Here is a 20,534-nt window from a genome sequence, read left to right as displayed (position 1 = left end):
CTCACTGGAAGTTGCGCTCCACCAGGATGCGCCCCTCCCGGGTGCGCACCTCCCCCACCCGTGGGGCGAACCAGACCTCGTAGGCCGTCTGCCCCGCCTGGTCCTGGTAGACCTGGCGGATGCGGTAAACGCGGAAGGTCCCCGCTGGAAGCCGTACTTCCCGCTCCTCCAGCACCTCCATGGCGTAGTCCAGGCGGCCTTGGGCCAAAGGCTCCCGGCCCGAGGGGGAGAGGAGTTCTACCTTCACCTCCACCCTCCCTCCCCAGCGGTAGCCGGGGGCGAGGAGGCCTTCTGGGGGGTACTCCAGGAGGGGCGGGGTGAAGACCACCCGGGCCGAGGGGTCTTGGAAGCCCAGGAGCCGCACGCCAAAGGCTCCCACCTGGCGGTAGTAAACCCGGTCCTCCCCTCGGCCGAGGGCGCGGAAACGGAGGGCTTCCTGCCCTTCGTAAAGGGCGGGGCCTTCCACCCGCACCCGGTAGGGGGGAGAAGTGATGGGCTCCCCCTCCGGCACGTACACCCACTCCAGCCCGGTGGCGCTGGGGTAGAAGGCCTCGCTCCGGAGGAAGGGCCGGGCCTCGGGGGCCTGGGTCACCTGGGGGGCGCAGGCGGCGAGGAGAAGGGAAAGGGCCATAAGGGACCGCCTCATGGTAGGGAGTTTACCCCGCCTCCCGCCGTAGGCTGGCCAACACTTCCCGGAGGTCCTGGAGCCGGGCCCTTAGCTCCTGGGCCTCCCGTGGACCGCCCCTTAGGAGGGCCCGCTCCGCCGCCAGGCTTTCCAGGAGGGCGAGGAGCCGTTTCCGTTCCTCCTGGACCTGGATGAGGGCCCGGGATAGCGCCGTTTGGGTTTCCGGGAGGAGGTGGGGGGCTTGGAGGGCCTCCTTTAGCTCCGCCTCCCGCCGGGATAGGGCGTTCAGGGCGCCTTCCACCTCGGACCAGTCCAGGAGGTCTTTGAGCTTCGCCCGCGCCCAGTCCAGGCCTTCGGGGCGGGGTCGGATCAGGAGGAAGAGGAGGGCTAAGGCAAGGAGGAGGAGCAGGGCTTCCAACACCCAGGGCATGGGGGCTAGCCTTGGCCCAGCTCCCGCTTGAGCCGGAGAAGTTCCTCCTCCAGCTCCATTTCCCCGGACAAGGCGGCGAGCGCCTTTTCCAGGTCCTGGCCGTCTAGGGCCTTTAGGGCCTCGTGCCGGTCTTCCAGGGCCAGGATCCGGGCCTCCATCTCCTCAAAGGCCTCCAGGGCGGGGTGCCCTTCCAGGCGGGACTCCATGCGCCGCACCGCCTCCGCCGCCTCCACCCCTTTCTTGCGGGCGAGGAGGAGCTTTTTCCGGGCCTCCGCCTCGTCTATCTTGGCCTCCAGGGCCTTGAGCTGGGTCATGAGCCGCTCGGTGAGGGCCTTGTGTTCCGCCAGTTGCCCTTTGAAGCCTTCCGCCAGGTCCAAGGCCCGCTTCCTGCGCCGCAGGGCCTCCTTGGCCAGGTCCTCCCGGCCGGCTTTGAGCGCCTCCTTGGCCTTTTCCTCCCAGAGGGCGGCTTCCTTTTCGTGGCTTTCCACCTCCCGCTCCAGGCGCTTGCCCTCGGCCAGGGCGGCGGCCACCTGCTCCCGCGCCTCCTTGAGGGCTTCCTTCATGTCCAAAAGGGCTTGCTCCAGGATCTTTTCCGGGTCCTCCGCCCGGCGCAGAAGCTCGTTCAGGTTCGCCCGGATCAGGCGTCCGATGCGGTCAAGTAGGGTCATGCTGGCCTCCAGGTCCAGTATGCCACACCCTTGACGGGGTCTTAGGCCGGGGGTAGCCTGGCCCTGTAAGTATGCGCTTGCTTGCGGAAGCCGACCCCCTCGAGGCCCGCCTCCTCCAAGCCGCCCTGGAGCTTTTGGCGGAGCGGGGCTACCGCGGGGCCACCACCAAGGAGGTGGCCCGGCGGGCGGGGGTGAGCGAGGTGACCCTTTTCCGCCGCTTCGGGAGCAAGGAGGCCTTGTTGCGGAAGGCCGTGGCCGCCTTCTTCCCTCGGGGTTTCTTGGAGCGGCTTCCAAGGGAAGAGGCTCCCTTGGAGGAAGGGCTTTCCGCCCTCTTGGAGGCCTATTTGGAGCTTTTGCAGGCCCACCGGGCCCTCCTGCCCAAGCTGTTGGCGGAGTTGCTGCGCCACCCCGAGCTCCTGGCGGAGGGCCCCCCGAGGGGGATGGGGCTGGCCTTGGAGCGGATTTTGGCCTTCTTCCGGGCCAAGCAGGGGGCGGGCCTCTTGCGGGCGGACGAGCCCCCGGAGGAGCTGGCCTTGGCCTTCGTGGGCCCCCTTTTCGCCCGCTTCCTCCTGGGGGAGGCCTTGGGGGTGCGCCTTCCCTTGGACCCAAAGGCCTACGTGCGGGGGTATCTGGAGGGACGCTATGGTGCACGCTGAGGAGGTCACGCGAAGCTTTGGCGGCGTTAGGGCCCTGGACCGGGTGAGCCTTTCCGTGCGCCCAGGGGAGGTCTTCGGGCTCCTGGGCCCCAACGGGGCGGGGAAGACCACCTTGGTGCGGGTCCTCACCGGGGTCCTGCGCCCCGATGGGGGCCGGGCGGTGGTGGCGGGGCTGGACGTGGTGCGGGCCCCTTGGGCCGTCAAGGCGCGCATCGGCTACGCCACCCAGGAGCAAAGCGTCTACCGCGACCTCACCGTGGAGGAGAACCTCCGCTTCCGCGCCCGGCTTTATCGGCCCAAGGAGGCGAGGGCGCTGGCGGAGGAGGCGCTTTCGCGCTTCGGCCTCCTGCCCTACGCCAAGGCCCTGGCGGGCCACCTTTCCGGGGGCTGGCGGCAGCGGCTGGCCCTGGCCCAGGCGGTGGTCCACCGCCCGGAGGTCCTTTTCCTGGACGAGCCCACCACGGGGCTGGATCCCGTTTCCCGCCGGGCCATCTGGGACCTCATCCACCAGGAGGCGGAAAGGGGGGCGGCGGTCTTGGTCACCACCCACTACATGGACGAGGCGGAACGCTGCCACCGCCTCGCCCTCCTCTTCGCCGGGCGGGTCCTGGCCCTGGGCACCCCGCAGGAGCTGAAGGCCGAGGCCAAGGCCCGGGCCGGGTTCTACTTCGCCCCCGTGACCCTGGCCGAGGCCCGGCGGGTGGAGGGGTGCCTGGACGCCTGGCCCAGCGGCCACGGGGTGCGCCTGGTCCTGCGGAAAGGGGTGGTTCCGCCCTTCCCCGCCACGCCCACGGAGCCCACCCTCGAGGACGTCTTCCTGGTCTACACCAAGGGGGAGGCATGAGCCGCATCCTGGCCCTGGCGGAAAAGGAGTTCTTGCAGATCCGGCGGGACCACGTCCTGCCCCGGCTCATCCTCTTGCTGCCCACCCTGATGCTCCTCCTTTTCGGCTACGCCATCAACTTCACCCTGGAGAACATTTCCCTGGCGGTCTACGACGCGTCGCAAGACCGCATCAGCCAAACCCTTCTGCAAGAGCTCACCCGGGATAACCGCTTCCGCCTGAAGGTGGTGGCCCAAAGCCCCGAGGAGGTGGTGGCGGCGGTGGACCGGGGCCAGGCCCGGGTGGGCCTGGTGGTGCCGGAAGGTGCCCTGGCGAAGGTGCGCCGGGGGGAGAGCGTGAACCTGGAGGTCTACGTGGACGGCACCGACCCCAACTTCGCCTTCCAGGCCCAGGCCGCCTTGCGCAAGGCCATCCAAGAGGTGAACGCCCGCATCCTGGTGGGCCGGGCCCTTTCCGGGGAGGCGGTCTTGCCCCCCTTGAGCCCCACCCTCCACACCCTCTATAACCCGTACAACAAGACCGCCTGGTTCATGATCCCCGGCATCATCGGCCTGGTCCTCACCATGTTCACCGTGCTCCTCACCGCCCTTTCCATCGTCCGGGAGGCGGAAAGCCGCATGATGGAAAGCCTTTTGGCCTCCCCCTTGCGCCCCCACGAGATGGTTTTGGGCAAGGTCCTGCCCTACTTGGTCATCGCCTTCGCCGTGGCCCTTTTGGTCTTGGCCTTGGGGCACCTCGTCTTCGGGGTGCCGGTGCGGGGAAGCCTCCTTCTCCTCCTCCTCGCCATGTTCCTCTTCGTGTTGGGCTCCTTGGCCGCCGGGGTCTTGATCTCCACCCTGGCCCGCACCCAGGTGCAGGCGGTCTTCGGCACCTACGCCTACGCCTTTCCCACCATCTTCCTCTCGGGCTTCGTCTTCCCCATAGACGGCATGCCCCGCTTCTTCCAGGCGCTTTCCTACCTTGTGCCCGCCCGCTACCTCATTGAGGTTCTGCGGGGGGTGATGCTCAAAGGGGTGGGGTGGGGGGTGCTCTGGCCCCACCTCCTGGCCTTGGCCCTCTTCTCCGCCTTGGTCCTCTTCTTGGCCTCGGCCCGCTTCCAAAGGCAGGCGGCGGTATGAGGGCGTGGGCGCTTTGCCTCCTTTTGGGCCTCGCCCTGGCCCAGGGGCGGCTGGAGGCGGGGCTTTACGGGGCGCCGGGCGGCTTGACCCCGGCTTTGGAGGCCGCCTTCTCCTTGGGGGAAGGGGAGGTGTACGCCAAGGGGCAGGTGGGGCGGGGGGCTTTGGGCTACCTGGGGAGCCTTTCCTTGGGGCCCTTGGGGTTCCTCGCCTACGGGGTGCAGGGGGAGGTGGGGGAGGGGGGCGTGGGGGGCGCGCTTTTCCTGGAGGGGGGCGCGGGCCCCGTGGCCCTGGAGGGGCGGCTCGGTTTCCGGCCCCAAGCCGCCTTGCCCCTTTTCCCCGAGGCCTCCTTCTTCGGGCGGCTTGCCCTGCGCTACCGGGCGAGCCCCAAGGAGGTTTTGGGGTTGGAGGTGGCCCAAAACGCCCCTCCCCGCCCCCCCTCCTTCGGCCTGCAACCGGGGTGGGAAGGGGCGTTTCGCCTGGAAGGGAGCTACGCCTTCCGCCCGGAGGCCACCTACACCCTGGGGCTAGGGGTTTCCCCTTGGCCCTACGCCCTTTTGGGCTTTAAGGGAGAGGTGGGGGAGGAGGGGGAGGTGCTGGACCTCCTCCTCCGCCTAGGGGGGGTGAACCGGCTGGAGGCGGGGCTTTACTTAGGGGAGGCTAGCCTCCATCTCACCCTTTCCTACCCTTGGGCGGGTAGCTTCGTGGTGTGGCTTGGGGACCTGGGCCTCGAGGCGGGCTACCACCACGCCCCTTACGCCTGGGTCCGCTACGCATGGAGGTGGCCGTGAAAAAGATCCTTGCCGCGCTCGGGCTGGCCCTCTTCCTCGGTCTCGCCTGGGCCCAGTCGGTTTCGCAGATCCTGGACTTGGTGGAAAAGAACCTCTCCGAGCCCTGGCAGGCCCTGGTCCAGGGGGAGATCCAAGGCCCCGGGGGCCGGGAAGCCCTCCAGGCCCGGGTCTACGCCCTGCCCAAGGAGAGGCTCTTCCGCATAGAGTTCCTGAAGCCGGGCTCCTTGGAGGGGAACTTCACCGTGGTCACGGAGAAGGAGGTGTGGAACTACCTCTACCTCACCAACCAGCTCGTCATCAGCCCCAAGGAGAAAGCCCAGGTGCAGGGCCTGGGCTTCAGCCCCCAGGGCCTGGGCGACCTGAAGGCCCTTTCCGAGCGGGTGAGCCTCCACCTGGCGGGGGAGGAGCGCCTGCCGGAAGGCGTGGCCTGGAAGCTGGTGGGGGAGGCCAAGGAGGGGCAGGGCTTCGCCCGGCTAGAGCTCTACGTCCTAAAGGCGGACCCGAGGCCCGTGCGCTTCCTCTTCCTGGACGAGGGGGGGAAGGTCTTGGCCGACCTTAGGGTGGTGGAGTTCAAGCGGGCGAGCCTGAGCCCCGCCCAGCTCAAGCGCTACCCCAAGGACGCCCAGGTGGTGCGCCGCTAGCCCTCGGCGTAGAGGGGGGTGGTGAGGTACTTCCACCCCCCATCGGGGCTGATGCAGGCCACCCGCTTGCCGGGGCCGAGCTCCTTGGCCACCTGGAGGGCGGCCCAGATGATGCCCCCCGAGCTCATGCCCAAAAAAAGCCCCTCCTCCCGGGCGAGCCTGCGGGCCAGGGGAAAGGCGTCCTCCTCCCATACCTGGATGACCCCGTCCAGGAGGCTTAGGTCCAGGTTTTCCGGGATGAAGCCCGGGCCCATGCCCTGGAACTGGTGCTGCCCCATCTTCCCCCCGGAGAGGACGTTGGAGCGGGCGGGCTCCACGGCGATCACCTTCACGTGGGGAATCCTTTCCTTGAGGTAGCGCCCCACCCCGGTGATGGTTCCCCCCGTGCCCGAGCCGTAGACGAAGGCGTCAATGCGCCCCTCCAGGGCCTGGTAGAGCTCGGGGCCCGTGGTCTCGTAGTGGGCCCGCACGTTGGCGGGGTTTTTGAACTGGTCAGGCATGTAGGCGCCAAGCTCCTCCTTGAGCCTTAAGGCCTCCTCCCGTGCCGCCAGCATCCGCCTTTCCGGGTCGGTGAGGACGAGCTCGGCCCCGAAGGCCCGCAGGACCCGTTTCCTTTCCTCCGACATCTGGGCGGGCATGGTGAGGATGAGGCGGTAGCCCCGGCTGGCGGCGATCATGGCGAGGCCGATCCCCGTGTTGCCGCTCGTGGGCTCCACGATCACCTGGCCCGAGCCCGGCTTTAGGAGGCCCTTTTCCTCGGCGTCCTTGATCATGTACCAGGCGGGGCGGTCCTTGATGGAGCCCCCGGGGTTTAGGCCTTCTAGCTTCACGAAGACCTCGGCCATGCCCGGCTCCACCACCTTGGCGAGGCGCACCACGGGGGTTTTGCCGATGGCTCCTTCCACCCGCATACCCCCACTATAGGGGTTTCCTTGGCGGGGGGCATCTGCTAACCTAGGGAAAGCAAGCCCTAAGCTTGCGGAAGGGTGAACATGAAGGTAGCACAGGACAAGGTGGTCACCATTCGCTACACCCTCCAGGTGGAGGGGGAGGTCTTGGACCAGGGGGAGCTTTCCTACCTGCACGGGCACGGCAACCTCATCCGGGGCCTCGAGGAGGCCCTGGAGGGCCGCGAGGAGGGCGAGGTCTTCCAGGCCCACGTGCCGGCGGAGAAGGCCTACGGCCCCCACGACCCGGAAGGGGTGCAGGTGGTGCCCCTCTCCGCCTTCCCCGAGGACGCCGAGGTGGCCCCCGGGGCCCAGTTCTACGCCCAGGACATGGAGGGGAACCCCATGCCCCTCACCGTGGTGGAGGTCCAGGGGGAGGAGGTCACCATTGACTTCAACCACCCCTTGGCGGGCAAGGACCTGGACTTTGACGTGGAGGTGGTGAAGGTGCGGGAGGCCACCCCCGAGGAGCTCCTGCACGGCCACGTGCACGAGGGCGGTCATTCCCATTAGGCGCAGGCCGAGCCTCCCCCGGGGTTTCCCGGGGGGCTTGACTTTTCCCTCCCCCCGTGGGATAGTGGGGAGTCCCTGGAAAGCCAAGTGGGTTTTCGGGATGAAGGAGAAGCATGAAGAAGGGTACCGTTAAGTGGTTCAACGCGGAAAAAGGCTACGGGTTCATCCAGCAGGAAGAGGGTCCGGACGTGTTCGTGCACTTCTCGGCCATTGAGGCCGAAGGGTTTCGTACCCTGAACGAGGGGGAGCGGGTGGAGTTTGAGGTGGAGCCCGGCCGGGGCGGCAAGGGTCCCCAGGCCAAGAAGGTCCGCCGCATCTAACGGGTAAAAGCCCTCGGGGAAGCCCCTCTTGGGGCTTCCTTTGCTTTAGGCTTAGGGCATGCGCGTCCTGGTTTCCAACGACGACGGCATCTTTTCCCCGGGGATCAAGGCCTTGGGCCTGGCCATGCGGGCCTTGGGGGAGGTTTTTGTGGTGGCCCCCGACGTGGAGCAGTCGGCGGTGGGCCACGGCATCACCGTGCGCCGCCCCTTGCGCTTCAAGCACACGGCTAGCGCAGGTTTCGGGGAGATCCCCGCCTACCGGGTGGACGGCACCCCGGCGGACTGCGTGGTCCTGGGGGTGCACCTCCTGGGGCGGCCCGACCTGGTGGTTTCGGGCATCAACATCGGGGTGAACCTGGGGCTAGACCTCACCCACTCGGGCACGGTGGCCGCGGCCCTCGAGGCCACCTCCTTGGGCATCCCCGCCATCGCCTTCAGCCTGGACACCTCCGGCGAGGAGTTGGACTTCAGCGAGGCGGCCCGCCACGCGGTGAGGATCGCCCGCCTGGTGGCGGAAAGGGGCTTGCCCAAAGGGGTGCTCCTCAACGTGAACTTCCCCGCTGGCACCCCCAAGGGGGTGAAGGTCACCCGGCTTTCCACCCACCACTTTGAGGACACCGTGGTGGAGCGGCTAGACCCCGAGGGCCGGCCCTACTACTGGATCGCTGGCACCCCCGTGGGGGAGGAGGAGGAGGGGACGGACCTCTGGGCGGTGCGGCGGGGCTACATCTCCATCACCCCGGTGAGCCTGGACTTCACCGCCCGGGAATACCTGGACGAGGTGGCGGCCTGGGTCAAGGACCTATGAGGCGCACCGCCAGGCCCTCCGTTAGGCCCAAGGCCTCCCGGGCGCTTCCCCGGTTCACGCCGATCTCCAAAAGCCCGGCGCTCCCCAGGTAGGCCACCGCCTCCCCCTCCCCCACCTCGCCGAAGGTGCGGCGGATGGGGACCCTCCTGCCCGCCACCGCCACCCACCCCCCCAAGGGGGCCTGGAGGAGCGTGGTGATGGCGTTGCCGAAGCGGTCAAAGGTGAGGACCTCCCCTTCCGGCCCCGGGGTGAGGCTTAGGGGGAGGCGGAGAAGGCTTTCCACCGGCACCTCCTCACCCAAAGCTTCCGGGGGAAGCCCTAAGGCCAGGTGGGCGGCGGCGGGGGCGAAGCGGTCGCGGCCGTGGAAGGTGAACCCCCCCGGGCGCCAGCCGGGTAAGGGCTCCACCCCTTGGGGGAGAGGGGGGGCGGGCTCTTCTAAGGCGTAGGCCCGCCGGGGCGGGTCCAGGAGCCAGGCCAGGGTGAAAAGCCCGTTGTCCGGCCCCACGTAGGCCCGGCGGCCCAGGGCGGCCGTGGCCCGCCTCTTCGTCCCCACCCCCGGGTCCACCACCGCCAGGACCACGCTCCCCTCGGGCAGGTAGGGCACCGCCTCAAAGAGGGCGTAGGCCGCCCGCCGCAGGTCCTGGGGGGGAAGGTCGTGGGCCAGGTCCACCACCTGCACCCCGGGGGCCCTCTGGGCCAAGACCGCCTTCACCACCCCCACGTAGGGGTCCTGAAGGCCGAAGTCGGAGAGGAAAAACACGGGGCGCATGCTAGAAGCGCCTTAGCCAACGGGCGGGGAAGAGGGAAAGGACCACCCCCGCCACCACCCAGCCCAGGCTAAGCCCCACCACGCTTCCCGCCCGCTCCTTGGCCCAAAGAAGCCCGGCCCCCAGGAGGAGGAGGAGGAGGGTGGGCCCCGGCACCACCAAGGCGAAAAAGAGGGCGGAAAGGGCGGGGGCAAGGTCCTTGTACCGCTCCTTGAAGACCAGGGGGACGAGGCCGCGGAAGAAGGGCTCCATGAGGGCCAGGCCCAGGAAGGCGAGGAGGTTTAGGGGGAGGGTGGATAGGCCTAAAAACGGGCGGAGGAGGCCATAGAGGAAAAGGAGAAGGACCAAGGCCGGCCCCACCCAAAACCCCTCCACCCAGCTTCCCCAAGGGCCCAAAAGGGCGGGAAGCCTTTTCCTTTGCCAAAGGAGAAGGCCCAGGAGGAGGAAGGCCCCGTAGGCCAGGTAGAGGCTCGGGAGCACCTCCGCCCCCTGGTAGGGGGTGAGGAAGGCGAGGAGGTTGGCGAAAAGGAGCTTGCCCACAAAAGCGGCGAAGCCCAGGGCCAAAAGGAGGGCGAGGAGGGCCAGGAGGTAGAGGCTTCCCGGCCCCGGCAGGGGGTCTTCCACCACCTCCACGGTGCGCAGGGGCTCAATGCGGCTTTCCCCTAAAAGGACCAGGACCAAGAAGGCGAGGAGGGCGAGGAGCCAGGGCCAGGCCTTGGCCAGGAAGCGCCCGGGGAGGTTTTCCACCTGGGCCAGTTGCCCCAAGGCGGCAAGCCCCCGGCCCAAGTCCCCTTGGCCGAGGTAGGCCAGGGTCAGGGTGGAAAGGGCCTGGGCCTTTAGGTCGGGCCTTCCCAAGAGCTCCGGGAGGAGGTTTTCCAAAAGCGAAGCGGCTTCCCCGGGCCGCCCCGTGAGGAAGAGAAGGCGCCCCCGCTCCAGCCTTTCCTCCCGGGTGGAGCCCAAGACCAATAGGGCCGCCTCGGGGTTGCCCAGGCTCAGGTGGAGCCGGGCCAAAAGGAGGCGCACCTCCGGGGTGGGGGGGAGGGCTTGGGCCTCGGCCAGGGCCTCCTCCGGCCGCTTTAGGGCCTCGAGGGCCAAGGCCCGCACCAGCCTCGCCTCGGGCTCCTGCCCCAAGGGGAGGCGCAGGACCTCCCCCGGCTTCCCCTGGGCCAAAAGGAGCCGCGCCTTCAGGACCTGGCCCTCGGGGTCGTCCCCCAAGCGCTCCAGGTAAGCCTCCGCCTGCGCTAGGTCGCCCTTTTCCAAGGCGATGCGGGCAAGGAGGCGGAGGCTTGGGGCGTGGTTGGGGTCGCTCACCAAGGCGAGCTCGCAGGTGAGTTTGGCGCTTTCCAGGGCCCCTTGGTCGTATAGCCTCTGGCAGCGGGCGAAATACTCCTCGGCCCCTTGGGCCCGAACCAGGGGAGCGAGAAGGAAAAGGATAACCATCCATCCCCAAATAGGCTTCATGGCTTCCAGTTTACGTCCCCTGTCTTGTACCCGGTATAATCCCATCGGGTGAAACCCATGAAGCGATGGACGGCGATCCTTATATCGGCGCTCTTGTCCTTGGCCCTGGCCCAGGCTTCCCAGGTGGCGGCCTTGGTGGATGCGGGGCGCTTCCAGGAGGCCTATGAAGCGGGCCTCAAGCTGGGCACCGCGGAGGCCTTGGCCTTGGCGGCCAAGGGGGCGAGCTTCTACGCCCTTTACGAGGCCAAGCCTGAAGAGAAGCGGGCCTGGTTTGAGAAGGCGGAAAAGGCCGCCTCCCAGGCCATCGCCAAGGATCCGGGCTACCCGGAGGGCTACTTTGAGCGGGCCCGCGCCTTGGGGCGGCTTTCCCAGTTCAAGGGGATCCTCGAGGCCCTTTCCGAGGGGCTCGCCCCCCGCATCCGTAGAGATTTGGAAAGGACCCTGAAGCTCAAGCCCGACCATGCCGGGGCCATGGTGGCCCTGGCCCTTTGGCACTTTGAACTGGTGCAAAAGGGCTGGCTGGTGGCCGCCACCCAGGGGGCGGACGGGGGAAAAGTGGAGCCCCTGATGAAAAAGGCCATAGAACTGGAGCCCAATGTCATCATTCACCGGGTGGAGTACGCCAAGGTGCTCGCCGCCTGGAACAAGAAGGAGGAGGCGAAAAAGCAGCTGGAAACCGCCCTTTCCCTTCCCGCCAAGACCGCCGCTGACCGCTACGACCAGGAAAGGGCCCGCCAGGAGCTGGCCAAGCTGAAGTAGGGCCCTAGCGGGGGGTGGGGAGCCTAAGCCCAAGCCGCCGGCCGAAGACCCGGAGGAACACCGTGGCCAAGGCCCCGGCGAAGAGGGAGAGCTCGGGGTGGCTTCCGTGAAGGGCGTAGACCAGCAAGGCCCCCACCAAGGCGGCGGAGGCGTAGAGGTCCCCGGCCCGGTAGAGGATCCCGGGCACCTCGCCGGAGAGCACGTCCCGCAAGACCCCACCCCCCACCCCGGAAAGGGTCCCCGCCAAGGCCACCCCAAAGGGCCCCAGGCCCGCCGCCAGCCCCCTTTCCGCCCCCAAGGCGGCGAAGAGGCCTAGGCCCAGGGTGTCCAGGTAGTAGATGGGCTTTTCCAGGGCCTGCACCCGGGGGTGGAAGCGGAAGACCAAAACCCCCACCCCCACCACGCTCCACAGGAGAGGCTCGTTTTGGAGGGCGCTCGGGGGAAGGGTGCCCACCAGGACGTCGCGGATGGAGCCGCCACCCACCGCCGTCACCGTGGCCAGGACCAAAACGCCAAGGAGGTCAAACCCCTTCTCCACCCCCTTCAGGGCCCCGGTGGCGGCGAAGACCAGGGTACCGATCCAGACCAGCGCCTCAACCATCCAAAAGCACCAGGGCCCGGGCCTGGACGTGGGAAGGGAAGAGGCCCTCCGAGGTCTTGAAGCTTAAGCCCACGCGGTCTTGGGGAAGCCCCAGGAGGCGGGCTAGGTTTTCCACGAGGGCCTGGCGGTGGGGGGAAAGCTTGGGCCGGTCCAGGGTGAGGACGAGGCTCACCTGAAAAAGCCGCCCCCCCAAGGCCTCCACCCGGGACAAGGCCTCGCGTAGGAAGACCTCGCTCCTCACCCCGCGCCAGCGGGGGTCATCGTCGGGAAAGAGGAGGCCGATGTCCCCGAGGCCGTAGGCGGCCAAGAGGGCGTCGGTGAGGGCGTGGAGGGCGGCGTCCCCGTCGGAGTGGGCCACCGCCCCCACGGGGCTTGGGATCTCTAAGCCGCAGAGGTAGAGGGGCCTTCCCCCGGCAAGAAGGTGGCTATCCTCCCCGTAGCCGATGCGCATGGCTATACTTTAGGGCATGCCGCGCTTTGAGGAAGCCCTGGCCCTCATGGAGGCCTGGACGGAAAGCCCGTCCTTGCGCCGGCACATGCGGGCGGTGGAGGTGGCCATGCGGGCCTACGCCCGCCGCTTTGGGGAGGACGAGGAGCTTTGGGCCATGGCCGGGGTCCTCCACGACATGGACTACGAGAAGTACCCGGAGGAACACCCCTACCGGGGGGTGGAGGAGCTTAGGCGCCTGGGCTACCCCGAGGAGGTCCTAAAGGCCATCCTGGCCCACGCCAGCTACACCGGGGTGCCCCGGGAAAGCCGCATGGCCAAGGCCCTTTTCGCCGTGGACGAGCTCACGGGCCTCATCGCCGCCGCGGTCTACGTGCGCCCAGACCGCTCCATCTTGGGCCTGGAGCTCTCCAGCCTGAAGAAGAAGTTCAAGGACAAGGCCTTCGCCAAGGGGGTAAACCGGGAGGAGATCCGACTGGGGGCCGAGGAGCTGGGGGTCCCCTTGGACGAGCACCTGGCCTTTGTGCTGGAGGCCATGAAGCGGGAAGCCCACCTCCTGGGCCTCGCCTAGTTGCCCCAAGGGCCTCGCCCCGCTAGGGTGGGAGGCGTGGAGCTCCCCGACCTCACCCCTTACCTCGGGCAGATGACCTTTGGCGGCCTGGCCGGCTACGCCGTGGGCTACGCCTTGAAGAAGGTGGGCCGCCTTCTCGCCCTGGCCTTGGGGCTTCTCTTCGTGGCCCTGCAGCTCCTCGCCCAGGCCGGCTACGTGGAGGTGGACTGGACCCGCATCCAGCGGGACGTGGAGCCCTTGCTCCAGCAGCCCGGCCTAAAGAGCCTTTGGGAGAGGCTCCTCGCCACCCTCACCTACAACCTGCCCTTCGGGGCGAGCTTCGTGGGGGGGCTCATCTTGGGCCTCCGGGCCGGATGAGCCGCTGTGGCGTGGCGATGAGGTCCACCCGCCGCTCGGAGGGGACGGGGAGCCTGGGGTAGACCATCACCGGGTGGGCCAGGGTGGCGAAGGGGGCTTCCACCTGGAGCCAGGCTTGGGGAAAGCCGTAGCCCTTCCCCACCCAGCCCCCCTCCTCGTCCACCGCCACCGCCCCAATGAGGACGAGGTCTATGGCCTGGCCCCCGAGGGCCACGGGCACCCCGTAGCGGTACGCCTCCCGCACCCGCTTGAGCCGCCTGGGGTCCAGGTCCTTGAGGAGCAAAAACTCCCCCGGCCGGTCCGGGTGGGGGAGGAGGAGCTCTTTTCCCTGGCGCAAGGCCTCCTCCCGTAAGGGCTTGAGCACGGCGTCCATCCCGGCCAGGATGCGCCTGGCCCCCTGAAACTCCGGGGCCTTGAGGAGGCGCTCCGCCGCCTTCTTGGCCCCCAGGAAGTTGGGGTGGTGGCCGTGGGGGGGGGTGGGGTGGAGGGCTAGCCCATAGCGGGCCAGGGTGTTCCAGACTTCTTCCCGCAGCTCCCCCAAGGTCATCTCCCCCACTTTGCCCCCTGGGCGGGGGGGAGTCAAGCTAGGATGGGAGGATATGGGCCGCAAACTCCGCTTTGCCCACCTGCACCAACACACCCAGTTCTCCCTCCTGGACGGGGCGGCCAAGCTTTCCGACCTCCTCAAGTGGGTCAAGGAGGTCTCCCCCGAGGACCCCGCTTTGGCCATCACCGACCACGGGAACCTCTTCGGCGCGGTGGAGTTTTACAAGAAGGCCACCTCCATGGGCGTGAAGCCCATCCTGGGGTACGAGGCCTACGTGGCGGCGGAAAGCCGCTACGACCGCAAGCGGGGCAAGGGCCTGGACGGGGGATACTTCCACCTCACCCTCCTCGCCAAGGACTTTCGGGGCTACCAGAACCTGGTGCGCCTGGCGAGCCGGGCCTACCTGGAAGGTTTTTACGAAAAGCCCCGCATTGACCGAGAGATCCTGCGGGAGCACGCCGAGGGCCTCATCGCCCTCTCCGGCTGCTTGGGGGCGGAGATCCCCCAGTTCATCCTGCAGGACCGCCTGGACCTGGCGGAGGCCCGGCTCAACGAGTACCTTTCCATCTTCGGCGACCGCTTCTTCATTGAGATCCAAAACCACGGCCTTCCCGAGCAAAAAAAGGTGAACCAGGTCCTCAAGGAGTTCGCCAGGAAGTACGGCCTGGGGATGGTGGCCACCAACGACGGCCACTACGTGCGCAAGGAGGACGCCCGGGCCCACGAGGTGCTTTTGGCCATCCAGTCCAAGAGCACCCTGGACGACCCCGACCGCTGGCGCTTCCCCTGCGACGAGTTTTACGTGAAGACCCCGGAGGAGATGCGGGCCATGCTCCCCGAGGAGGAATGGGGGGACGAGCCCTTTGACAACACGGTGGAGATCGCCCGCCTGTGCAACGTGGACCTCCCCATCGGGGACAAGATGGTCTACCGCATCCCCCGCTTCCCCCTCCCCGAGGGGCGCACGGAGGCCCAGTACCTCATGGAGCTCACCCTCAAGGGCCTCCTTGACCGCTACCCCGACCGCATTACCCCGGCGTTTTACCGGGAGCTCTTCCGCCGCTTGGGGAAAATGGCCCCCCACGGGGACGGCAAGGCCCTGGCCGAGGCCCTGGCCCAGGTGGAGAAGGAGGCTTGGGAAAGGCTCATGGCCGGGCTTCCCCCCTTGGAGGGGGTGAGGGAGTGGGGGGCGGAGGCCATTTTGCACCGGGCCCTTTACGAGCTTTCCGTCATTGAACGCATGGGCTTTCCCGGCTACTTCCTCATCGTGCAGGACTACATCAACTGGGCCAAGGAGCACGGGGTTTCCGTGGGCCCCGGGCGGGGGAGTGCGGCGGGGAGCCTGGTGGCCTACGCCGTGGGTATCACCAACATTGACCCCTTGCGCTTCGGCCTCCTCTTTGAGCGCTTCCTGAACCCCGAGCGGGTGTCCATGCCGGACATAGACACGGACTTTTCCGACCGCAAGCGGGACCAGGTGATCCAGTACGTGCGGGAGCGGTACGGGGAGGACAAGGTGGCCCAGATCGGCACCTTCGGGAGCCTGGCCTCCAAGGCGGCCCTGAAGGACGTGGCCCGGGTCTACGGCATCCCCCACAAGAAGGCGGAGGAGCTGGCCAAGCTCATCCCCGTGCAGTTCGGCAAGCCCAAGCCCTTGGCCGAGGCCATCCAGGTGGTGCCGGAGCTCAGGGCGGAGATGGAAAAAGACCCCAAGGTGCGGGAGGTTATAGAGGTGGCCATGCGGCTGGAGGGCCTGAACCGCCACGCCTCCGTGCACGCCGCCGGGGTGGTGATCGCCGCCGAGCCCCTCACCGACCTCGTCCCCCTCATGCGGGACCAGGAAGGCCGCCCCGTGACCCAGTACGACATGGGAGCGGTGGAGGCCTTGGGCCTTTTGAAGATGGACTTCCTGGGCCTCCGCACCCTCACCTTTTTGGAAGAGGCCAAGCGGATCGTGGAGGAGTCCAAGGGGGTGGTCCTGGACTACGATCGGCTTCCCCTGGACGACCCCAAGACCTTTGAGCTCCTCGCCCGGGGGGAGACCAAGGGGATTTTCCAGTTGGAGTCAGGGGGTATGACGGCCACGGTGCGGGGGCTCAAGCCCAGGCGGGTGGAGGACATCATCGCCTTGGTTTCCCTCTACCGCCCCGGGCCCATGGAGCACATCCCCACCTACATCCGCCGCCACCACGGCCAGGAGCCCGTGAGCTACGCCGAGTTCCCCCACGCGGAGAAGTACCTGAGGCCCATCCTGGACGAGACCTACGGCATCCCCGTCTACCAGGAGCAGATCATGCAGATCGCCTCGGCGGTGGCGGGGTATTCCCTGGGGGAGGCGGACCTTCTCCGGAGGGCCATGGGAAAAAAGAAGGTGGAGGAGATGCAAAAACACCGGGAGCGCTTCGTGCGGGGGGCTAAGGAGCGGGGCGTGCCGGAGGAGGAGGCCAACCGGCTTTTTGACATGCTGGAGGCCTTCGCCAACTATGGCTTCAACAAGTGCCTGCCCGCCCGGGCGCAGGTGGTGGACTACCGCACGGGCAGGCCGGTTTCCGTGGGGGCCATCGTCCGGGGGGAAGCGAAGGGGGTCTGGGTGGTTTCCTTGGACGAGAACACCCTTCGCCTGGTGCCCCGGCCGGTGGTGGCGGCCTTTTCCAGCGGCCGGGCCCAGGTCTTCCGCCTGCGCACCGCCACGGGACGGGTCCTCGAGGCCACGGCCAACCACCCCCTCTACACCCCCGAGGGCTGGCGTCCCTTGGGGGCGCTGAAGCCAGGGGACTTTGTGGCCCTGCCCCGCCACCTCCCCTACCTTCCTTCCACGAACCTCAAGCCCCACGAGCTGGACCTTTTGGGCTTCGCCTTGGCCAAGGGCAACCTTCGCCACCCCTCGGGGTTTTGCCTCTACACCTCCTCGGAGGAGGAGTTGGCCGCCATGCTGGAGGCCTTGGAGGCCTTCGCCAACACCCGGGCCAAGGTGGCCTGGCGAGGGGGCGTGGCCCACGTCTACGTGGGCCGAAGGGATAGGAAGCGCCCGGCGGAGGCGGTGGCGTTTTTGCGGGGGTTGGGTTTGCTTGGCCTTTCCGCTCGGGAAAAACAGCTTCCCCAGGAGGTCTTTGGGCTTCCCCCCGAAGGGGTGGCCCGCCTCCTGGGCCGGCTTTGGGTGGGGGATGGGGGGATAGACCCCAAGGGGCGGCTCATCCACTACGCCGCCGCCTCGGAGGCCCTGGCCCGGGGGGTGCAGCACCTCCTCCTGCGCCTTGGCCTGCAGAGCCGGCTTTCGGCCAAGGAGGGGGGGCGCAAGGGGTGGGTGGTCTACCTGTTGGGTGGCCTCGAGGGCGCCCGCACCTTCGCCCGTTGGGTGGGGCCCTACCTGGTGGGTAAGCGGGCCCGGGACCTGGAGGCGCTCCTGGCCACTTGGGAGGAGGGCGGGCGGAGCACCAAGGACGTCGTTCCCCCCGCCCCCTTGCCCCTGGTGCGGGAGGCGGTGGCGCAGGCCTCTCCGGAGGGTGTGGCGGCCCTCCTGGCGGAAGGGGGCCTGGCCCAAGGGCTCCTGCGCCCGGGGAAGGGGCGGGAGGGCTTGGCCCGCGCCACGCTCGGGCGGCTCGCCCTCCTCACCGGAGGCCTCGCCCTTCAGCGCCTGGTTGGGGCCGAGATCTACTGGGACCAGGTGGAGGCCTTGGAGGCCTTGGGCGAGGAGGAGGTCTTTGACCTCACGGTGGAGGGAACCCACACCTTCGTGGCCCAGGACGTGATCGTCCACAACTCCCACGCCGCCGCCTACAGCCTCCTCTCCTACCAGACCGCCTACGTGAAGGCCCACTACCCCGTGGAGTTCATGGCCGCCCTCCTCAGCGTGGAGCGCCACGACTCGGACAAGGTGGCGGAGTACATCCGCGACGCCCGGGCCATGGGCATCCCCGTCCTGCCCCCGGACATCAACCGCTCCGGCTTTGATTTCAAGGTGGTGGGGGAGGAGATCCTCTTCGGCCTCTCCGCGGTGAAGAACGTGGGGGAGGCGGCGGCGGAGGCCATCCTGGAGGAGAGGGAGCGGGGAGGGCCCTTTAGGAGCCTGGGGGACTTCCTGAAGCGCCTGGACGAGAAGGTGGTGAATAAGCGGACCCTCGAGTCCCTTATCAAGGCGGGGGCCTTTGACGCCTTCGGGGACCGGGCGCGCCTCCTCGCCTCCCTAGAGCCCCTCCTCCGCTGGGCGGCGGAAAGCCGGGAGCGGGCCCGCTCGGGGATGCTGGGCCTCTTCGCCGAGGTGGAGGAGCCCCCATTGGTGGAGGCCGAGCCCTTGGACGAGATCACCCGCCTCCGCTACGAGAAGGAGGCTTTGGGCATCTACGTTTCCGGCCACCCCGTGCTCCGCTACCCCGGGCTCAAAGAGGCGGCGAGTTGCGCCTTGGAGGAGCTGGAGGAGTTCGTGCGGGGGCTACCGCCCCGGTCCCGGGTCCTCCTGGCGGGCATGGTGGAGGAGGTGGTGCGCAAGCCCACCAAAAGCGGGGGCATGATGGCCCGCTTCACCCTTTCCGACGAGACGGGGGCCTTGGAGGTGGTGACCTTTGGCCGGGCCTACGAGGGGGTCTCCCCCAAGCTCAAGGAGGACACGCCCCTCCTGGTCCTGGCGGAGGTGGAGCGGGAGGAAGGGGGCCTTAGGGTCATCGCCCAAGGGGCCTGGACCCACGAGGAGGTGGCGGAGGCCCCCAAGGCGGTGGAGGTGGAGGTGGACCACGCCCTTTTGGACGAGAAGGGGGTGGCCCTCTTCAAAAGCCTTTTGGACGAGCACCCGGGGACGCTTCCCCTCTACGTGAAGGTCCAGGGGCCCTTCGGCGAAGCCCTCTTCGCCCTAAGGGAGGTTCGGGTGGCGGAGGAGGCCCGCTTGTCCCTCGAGGCCGAGGGCTTCCGCGCCCACCTGGTGCCCGACCGGGAGGTCTTCCTCCAGGGGAACGGGGGGAACGGGGCCAAGGAGGAGGCGGTCCCCTTCTAAAGGAAAAAGGGCCGGGTTTTACCCGGCCCTTCCCCCTAGAGGGCGCTAGAAGTCCATGTCCCCGGCGCCCGCGGGGGCGGGGGTGGACTCCTTCTTCTCGGGCTTCTCCGCCACCACCGCCTCGGTGGTGAGGATGAGGGCGCCGATGGAGGCGGCGTTCTGCAGGGCGGAGCGGGTCACCTTGGCAGGGTCCACGATGCCCGCCTCCACCATGTCCACGAACTCCCCGGTGGCGGCGTTGAAGCCGTAGCGGAGGTTCTTGGTCTCGGAGAGGATCTTCTGGACGATGACGGAGCCCTCGTAGCCGGCGTTCTCGGCGATCTGACGGGCAGGCTCCTCCAGGGCCCGGCGCACGATCTTGGCCCCGGTGGCCTCGTCGCCCTCGAGGCCCTTCAGGAGCTCGTCCACCGCGCTGATGGCCCGGAGGAGGGTCACGCCGCCGCCCGGCACGATGCCCTCCTCCACCGCCGCCCGGGTGGCGGAGAGGGCGTCCTCAAAGCGGTGTTTCTTCTCCTTGAGCTCGGTCTCGGTGGCGGCCCCCACCCGGATCACCGCCACGCCGCCCGCCAGCTTGGCCAGGCGCTCCTGGAGCTTCTCCTTGGCGTACTCGCTGTCGGTGGTCTCCAGCTCCTTCTTGATGGCGTTGATCCGGGCCTCAATGTCCTCCTTCTTGCCCTTGCCGCCCACGATGGTGGTCTCGTCCTTGGTGATGCGCACCCGCTCGGCCCGGCCCAGCATGGAGAGGGTGGCGTTCTCCAGCTTGAAGCCGAGCTCCTCGGAGATCACCGTGCCACCGGTGACGGCGGCGATGTCCTTGAGCATCTCCTTGCGGCGGTCGCCGAAGCCAGGGGCCTTCACCGCGGCCACGTTGAGGGTGCCCCGGAGCTTGTTCACCACCAAGGTGGCAAGGGCCTCACCCTCCACGTCCTCGGCGATGAGGAGGAGGGGCTTACCGGTCTGGGCCACCTGCTCCAGGATGGGGAGGAGTTCGCGGACGTTGGAGACCTTCTTCTCCACGATGAGGATGAAGGCGTCCTCGAGGACGGCCTCCATGGTGTCGGGGCTGGTGATGAAGTAGGGGGAGATGTACCCCTTGTCAAACTGGTACCCCTCCACGAACTTCAGCTCGGTCTCCAGGCTCTTGGACTCCTCAACGGTGATGATCCCCTCCTTCCCCACCTTCTCCATGGCGTCGGCGATGAGCTTGCCGACGTCGGGGTCGTTGGCGGAGATGGTGGCCACCTCCTCAATGGCCTTGCGGTCCTCCACGGGGATGGCCAGGGAGCGGATCTTCTCCACCGCGGCCTCCACCGCCTTCTCAATGCCCCGCTTGAGGGCGAGGGGGTTGGCCCCGGCGGCCACGTTCTTCAGGCCCTCCCGCACGATGGCCTGGGCCAAGACGGTGGCGGTGGTGGTGCCGTCCCCCGCCACGTCGTTGGTCTTGGAGGCCACCTCCTTGAGGAGCTGGGCCCCGATGTTCTCCAGGTGGTTCTCCAGCTCAATCTCCTTGGCCACCGTCACCCCGTCCTTGGTGATGGTGGGGGAGCCGAACTTCTTCTCCAGGACCACGTTCCGGCCCCGGGGGCCAAGGGTCACCTTCACCGCGTCGGCCACGGCGTTCACGCCGCGCTCCAGCGCCCGGCGGGCCGCCTCGTCAAACACCAGGATCTTCGCCATAGCT

General features: G+C 68.2%; 22 protein-coding genes. 12 read left to right on the top strand and 10 right to left on the bottom strand.

Features of this window, described 5'->3' with window-relative positions; genetic code table 11:
* Position 1 precedes the first annotated feature (1 nt).
* Genes L0D17_RS03695 through L0D17_RS03685 form a run of 3 tightly spaced genes read right to left on the bottom strand, consistent with a single transcriptional unit; the run spans position 2 to position 1,723 of the window.
* Entirely contained in the window at positions 2 to 646 is a 645-nt protein-coding gene (locus tag L0D17_RS03695; protein ID WP_243093933.1) for a hypothetical protein, read from the bottom strand.
* 10 nt (positions 647 to 656) lie between these two features.
* Complete coding sequence (locus tag L0D17_RS03690) at positions 657 to 1,055, bottom strand: hypothetical protein (RefSeq protein WP_243093931.1); 399 nt, start codon at positions 1,053 to 1,055, stop codon at positions 657 to 659.
* 5 nt (positions 1,056 to 1,060) lie between these two features.
* Positions 1,061 to 1,723 (bottom strand): PspA/IM30 family protein, encoded by a 663-nt coding sequence (locus tag L0D17_RS03685; protein ID WP_243093929.1) that lies wholly within the window; start codon positions 1,721 to 1,723, stop codon positions 1,061 to 1,063.
* A 71-nt stretch (positions 1,724 to 1,794) separates the two neighbouring features.
* Between L0D17_RS03685 and L0D17_RS03680 the strand changes: the two genes are divergently transcribed.
* The 5 genes from L0D17_RS03680 to L0D17_RS03660 are packed head-to-tail and all read left to right on the top strand — an operon-like array spanning position 1,795 to position 5,770.
* The gene (locus L0D17_RS03680; RefSeq protein ID WP_243093927.1) at positions 1,795 to 2,379 is read left to right on the top strand and encodes a TetR/AcrR family transcriptional regulator; all 585 of its coding nucleotides are present in this window, start codon (positions 1,795 to 1,797) and stop codon (positions 2,377 to 2,379) included.
* Positions 2,366 to 3,223 carry an ABC transporter ATP-binding protein gene (locus tag L0D17_RS03675; protein WP_243093925.1) on the top strand — a complete coding sequence of 286 codons (858 nt, stop codon included), beginning with the start codon at positions 2,366 to 2,368 and terminating at the stop codon, positions 3,221 to 3,223. Before L0D17_RS03680 ends, L0D17_RS03675 begins: the two co-directional genes overlap by 14 nt.
* Positions 3,220 to 4,341, top strand: coding sequence for an ABC transporter permease (locus L0D17_RS03670; RefSeq protein WP_243093923.1), 1,122 nt, complete (start codon positions 3,220 to 3,222; stop codon positions 4,339 to 4,341). Before L0D17_RS03675 ends, L0D17_RS03670 begins: the two co-directional genes overlap by 4 nt.
* Positions 4,338 to 5,129: a hypothetical protein gene (locus L0D17_RS03665; RefSeq protein ID WP_243093921.1), complete on the top strand. Its 792-nt coding sequence runs from the start codon at positions 4,338 to 4,340 to the stop codon at positions 5,127 to 5,129. Before L0D17_RS03670 ends, L0D17_RS03665 begins: the two co-directional genes overlap by 4 nt.
* The gene (locus tag L0D17_RS03660) at positions 5,114 to 5,770 is read left to right on the top strand and encodes an outer membrane lipoprotein carrier protein LolA (RefSeq protein WP_243093919.1); all 657 of its coding nucleotides are present in this window, start codon (positions 5,114 to 5,116) and stop codon (positions 5,768 to 5,770) included. Before L0D17_RS03665 ends, L0D17_RS03660 begins: the two co-directional genes overlap by 16 nt.
* Here L0D17_RS03660 and cysK read toward each other — a convergent pair.
* On the bottom strand, positions 5,767 to 6,681 hold the full coding sequence (cysK, locus tag L0D17_RS03655) for a cysteine synthase A (RefSeq protein ID WP_243093918.1): 915 nt from the start codon (positions 6,679 to 6,681) through the stop codon (positions 5,767 to 5,769). The genes L0D17_RS03660 and cysK overlap by 4 nt on opposite strands.
* Positions 6,682 to 6,762: 81 nt before the next feature.
* Between cysK and L0D17_RS03650 the strand changes: the two genes are divergently transcribed.
* From L0D17_RS03650 to surE, 3 genes are all read left to right on the top strand, one after another.
* Positions 6,763 to 7,230: an FKBP-type peptidyl-prolyl cis-trans isomerase gene (locus L0D17_RS03650; RefSeq protein ID WP_243093916.1), complete on the top strand. Its 468-nt coding sequence runs from the start codon at positions 6,763 to 6,765 to the stop codon at positions 7,228 to 7,230.
* A 113-nt stretch (positions 7,231 to 7,343) separates the two neighbouring features.
* Entirely contained in the window at positions 7,344 to 7,550 is a 207-nt protein-coding gene (locus L0D17_RS03645; protein ID WP_016330342.1) for a cold-shock protein, read from the top strand.
* Positions 7,551 to 7,608: 58 nt separating this feature from the next.
* On the top strand, positions 7,609 to 8,358 hold the full coding sequence (surE, locus tag L0D17_RS03640) for a 5'/3'-nucleotidase SurE (protein WP_039460146.1): 750 nt from the start codon (positions 7,609 to 7,611) through the stop codon (positions 8,356 to 8,358).
* Here the strand turns inward: surE and L0D17_RS03635 are convergent.
* Both L0D17_RS03635 and L0D17_RS03630 read right to left on the bottom strand, forming a co-directional pair.
* Positions 8,345 to 9,127 (bottom strand): SAM hydrolase/SAM-dependent halogenase family protein, encoded by a 783-nt coding sequence (locus L0D17_RS03635; protein ID WP_039460144.1) that lies wholly within the window; start codon positions 9,125 to 9,127, stop codon positions 8,345 to 8,347. The two genes, surE and L0D17_RS03635, sit on opposite strands and share 14 nt — an antisense overlap.
* A 1-nt stretch (position 9,128) precedes the next feature.
* On the bottom strand, positions 9,129 to 10,586 hold the full coding sequence (locus tag L0D17_RS03630) for a tetratricopeptide repeat protein (protein ID WP_423247946.1): 1,458 nt from the start codon (positions 10,584 to 10,586) through the stop codon (positions 9,129 to 9,131).
* 57 nt (positions 10,587 to 10,643) lie between these two features.
* On the opposite strand from L0D17_RS03630, the gene L0D17_RS03625 reads away from it, so the two are divergent.
* On the top strand, positions 10,644 to 11,345 hold the full coding sequence (locus L0D17_RS03625; protein ID WP_243094000.1) for a tetratricopeptide repeat protein: 702 nt from the start codon (positions 10,644 to 10,646) through the stop codon (positions 11,343 to 11,345).
* Positions 11,346 to 11,349: 4 nt separating this feature from the next.
* Here the strand turns inward: L0D17_RS03625 and L0D17_RS03620 are convergent, their stop codons facing one another.
* The gene (locus tag L0D17_RS03620; RefSeq protein ID WP_243093913.1) at positions 11,350 to 11,946 is read right to left on the bottom strand and encodes a trimeric intracellular cation channel family protein; all 597 of its coding nucleotides are present in this window, start codon (positions 11,944 to 11,946) and stop codon (positions 11,350 to 11,352) included.
* The gene (ispF, locus tag L0D17_RS03615; protein ID WP_243093912.1) at positions 11,939 to 12,397 is read right to left on the bottom strand and encodes a 2-C-methyl-D-erythritol 2,4-cyclodiphosphate synthase; all 459 of its coding nucleotides are present in this window, start codon (positions 12,395 to 12,397) and stop codon (positions 11,939 to 11,941) included. The genes L0D17_RS03620 and ispF overlap by 8 nt, the downstream gene beginning before the upstream one ends.
* A 16-nt stretch (positions 12,398 to 12,413) precedes the next feature.
* Between ispF and L0D17_RS03610 the strand changes: the two genes are divergently transcribed.
* Together L0D17_RS03610 and L0D17_RS03605 are read left to right on the top strand one after the other, a co-directional pair.
* Positions 12,414 to 12,965, top strand: a complete 552-nt coding sequence (locus L0D17_RS03610) for an HD domain-containing protein (protein WP_039460135.1) — start codon at positions 12,414 to 12,416, stop codon at positions 12,963 to 12,965.
* A 36-nt stretch (positions 12,966 to 13,001) separates the two neighbouring features.
* Positions 13,002 to 13,322 carry an FUN14 domain-containing protein gene (locus L0D17_RS03605; RefSeq protein WP_039460133.1) on the top strand — a complete coding sequence of 107 codons (321 nt, stop codon included), beginning with the start codon at positions 13,002 to 13,004 and terminating at the stop codon, positions 13,320 to 13,322.
* On the opposite strand, the gene L0D17_RS03600 is transcribed toward L0D17_RS03605, so the two are convergent.
* Positions 13,297 to 13,869 (bottom strand): 5-formyltetrahydrofolate cyclo-ligase, encoded by a 573-nt coding sequence (locus tag L0D17_RS03600; protein WP_243093910.1) that lies wholly within the window; start codon positions 13,867 to 13,869, stop codon positions 13,297 to 13,299. The two genes, L0D17_RS03605 and L0D17_RS03600, sit on opposite strands and share 26 nt — an antisense overlap.
* A 52-nt stretch (positions 13,870 to 13,921) precedes the next feature.
* On the opposite strand from L0D17_RS03600, the gene dnaE reads away from it, so the two are divergent.
* The gene (gene dnaE / locus L0D17_RS03595; RefSeq protein WP_243093909.1) at positions 13,922 to 18,853 is read left to right on the top strand and encodes a DNA polymerase III subunit alpha; all 4,932 of its coding nucleotides are present in this window, start codon (positions 13,922 to 13,924) and stop codon (positions 18,851 to 18,853) included.
* A gap of 45 nt (positions 18,854 to 18,898) precedes the next feature.
* Here the strand turns inward: dnaE and groL are convergent, their stop codons facing one another.
* Entirely contained in the window at positions 18,899 to 20,530 is a 1,632-nt protein-coding gene (gene groL / locus L0D17_RS03590) for a chaperonin GroEL (protein ID WP_243093908.1), read from the bottom strand.
* Positions 20,531 to 20,534 lie beyond the last annotated feature (4 nt).

The sequence above is a fragment of the Thermus thalpophilus genome (assembly GCF_022760915.1).
Taxonomy (GTDB): Bacteria; Deinococcota; Deinococci; order Deinococcales; family Thermaceae; genus Thermus; species Thermus thalpophilus.
This window is presented reverse-complemented; position numbering and strand designations above follow the sequence as displayed.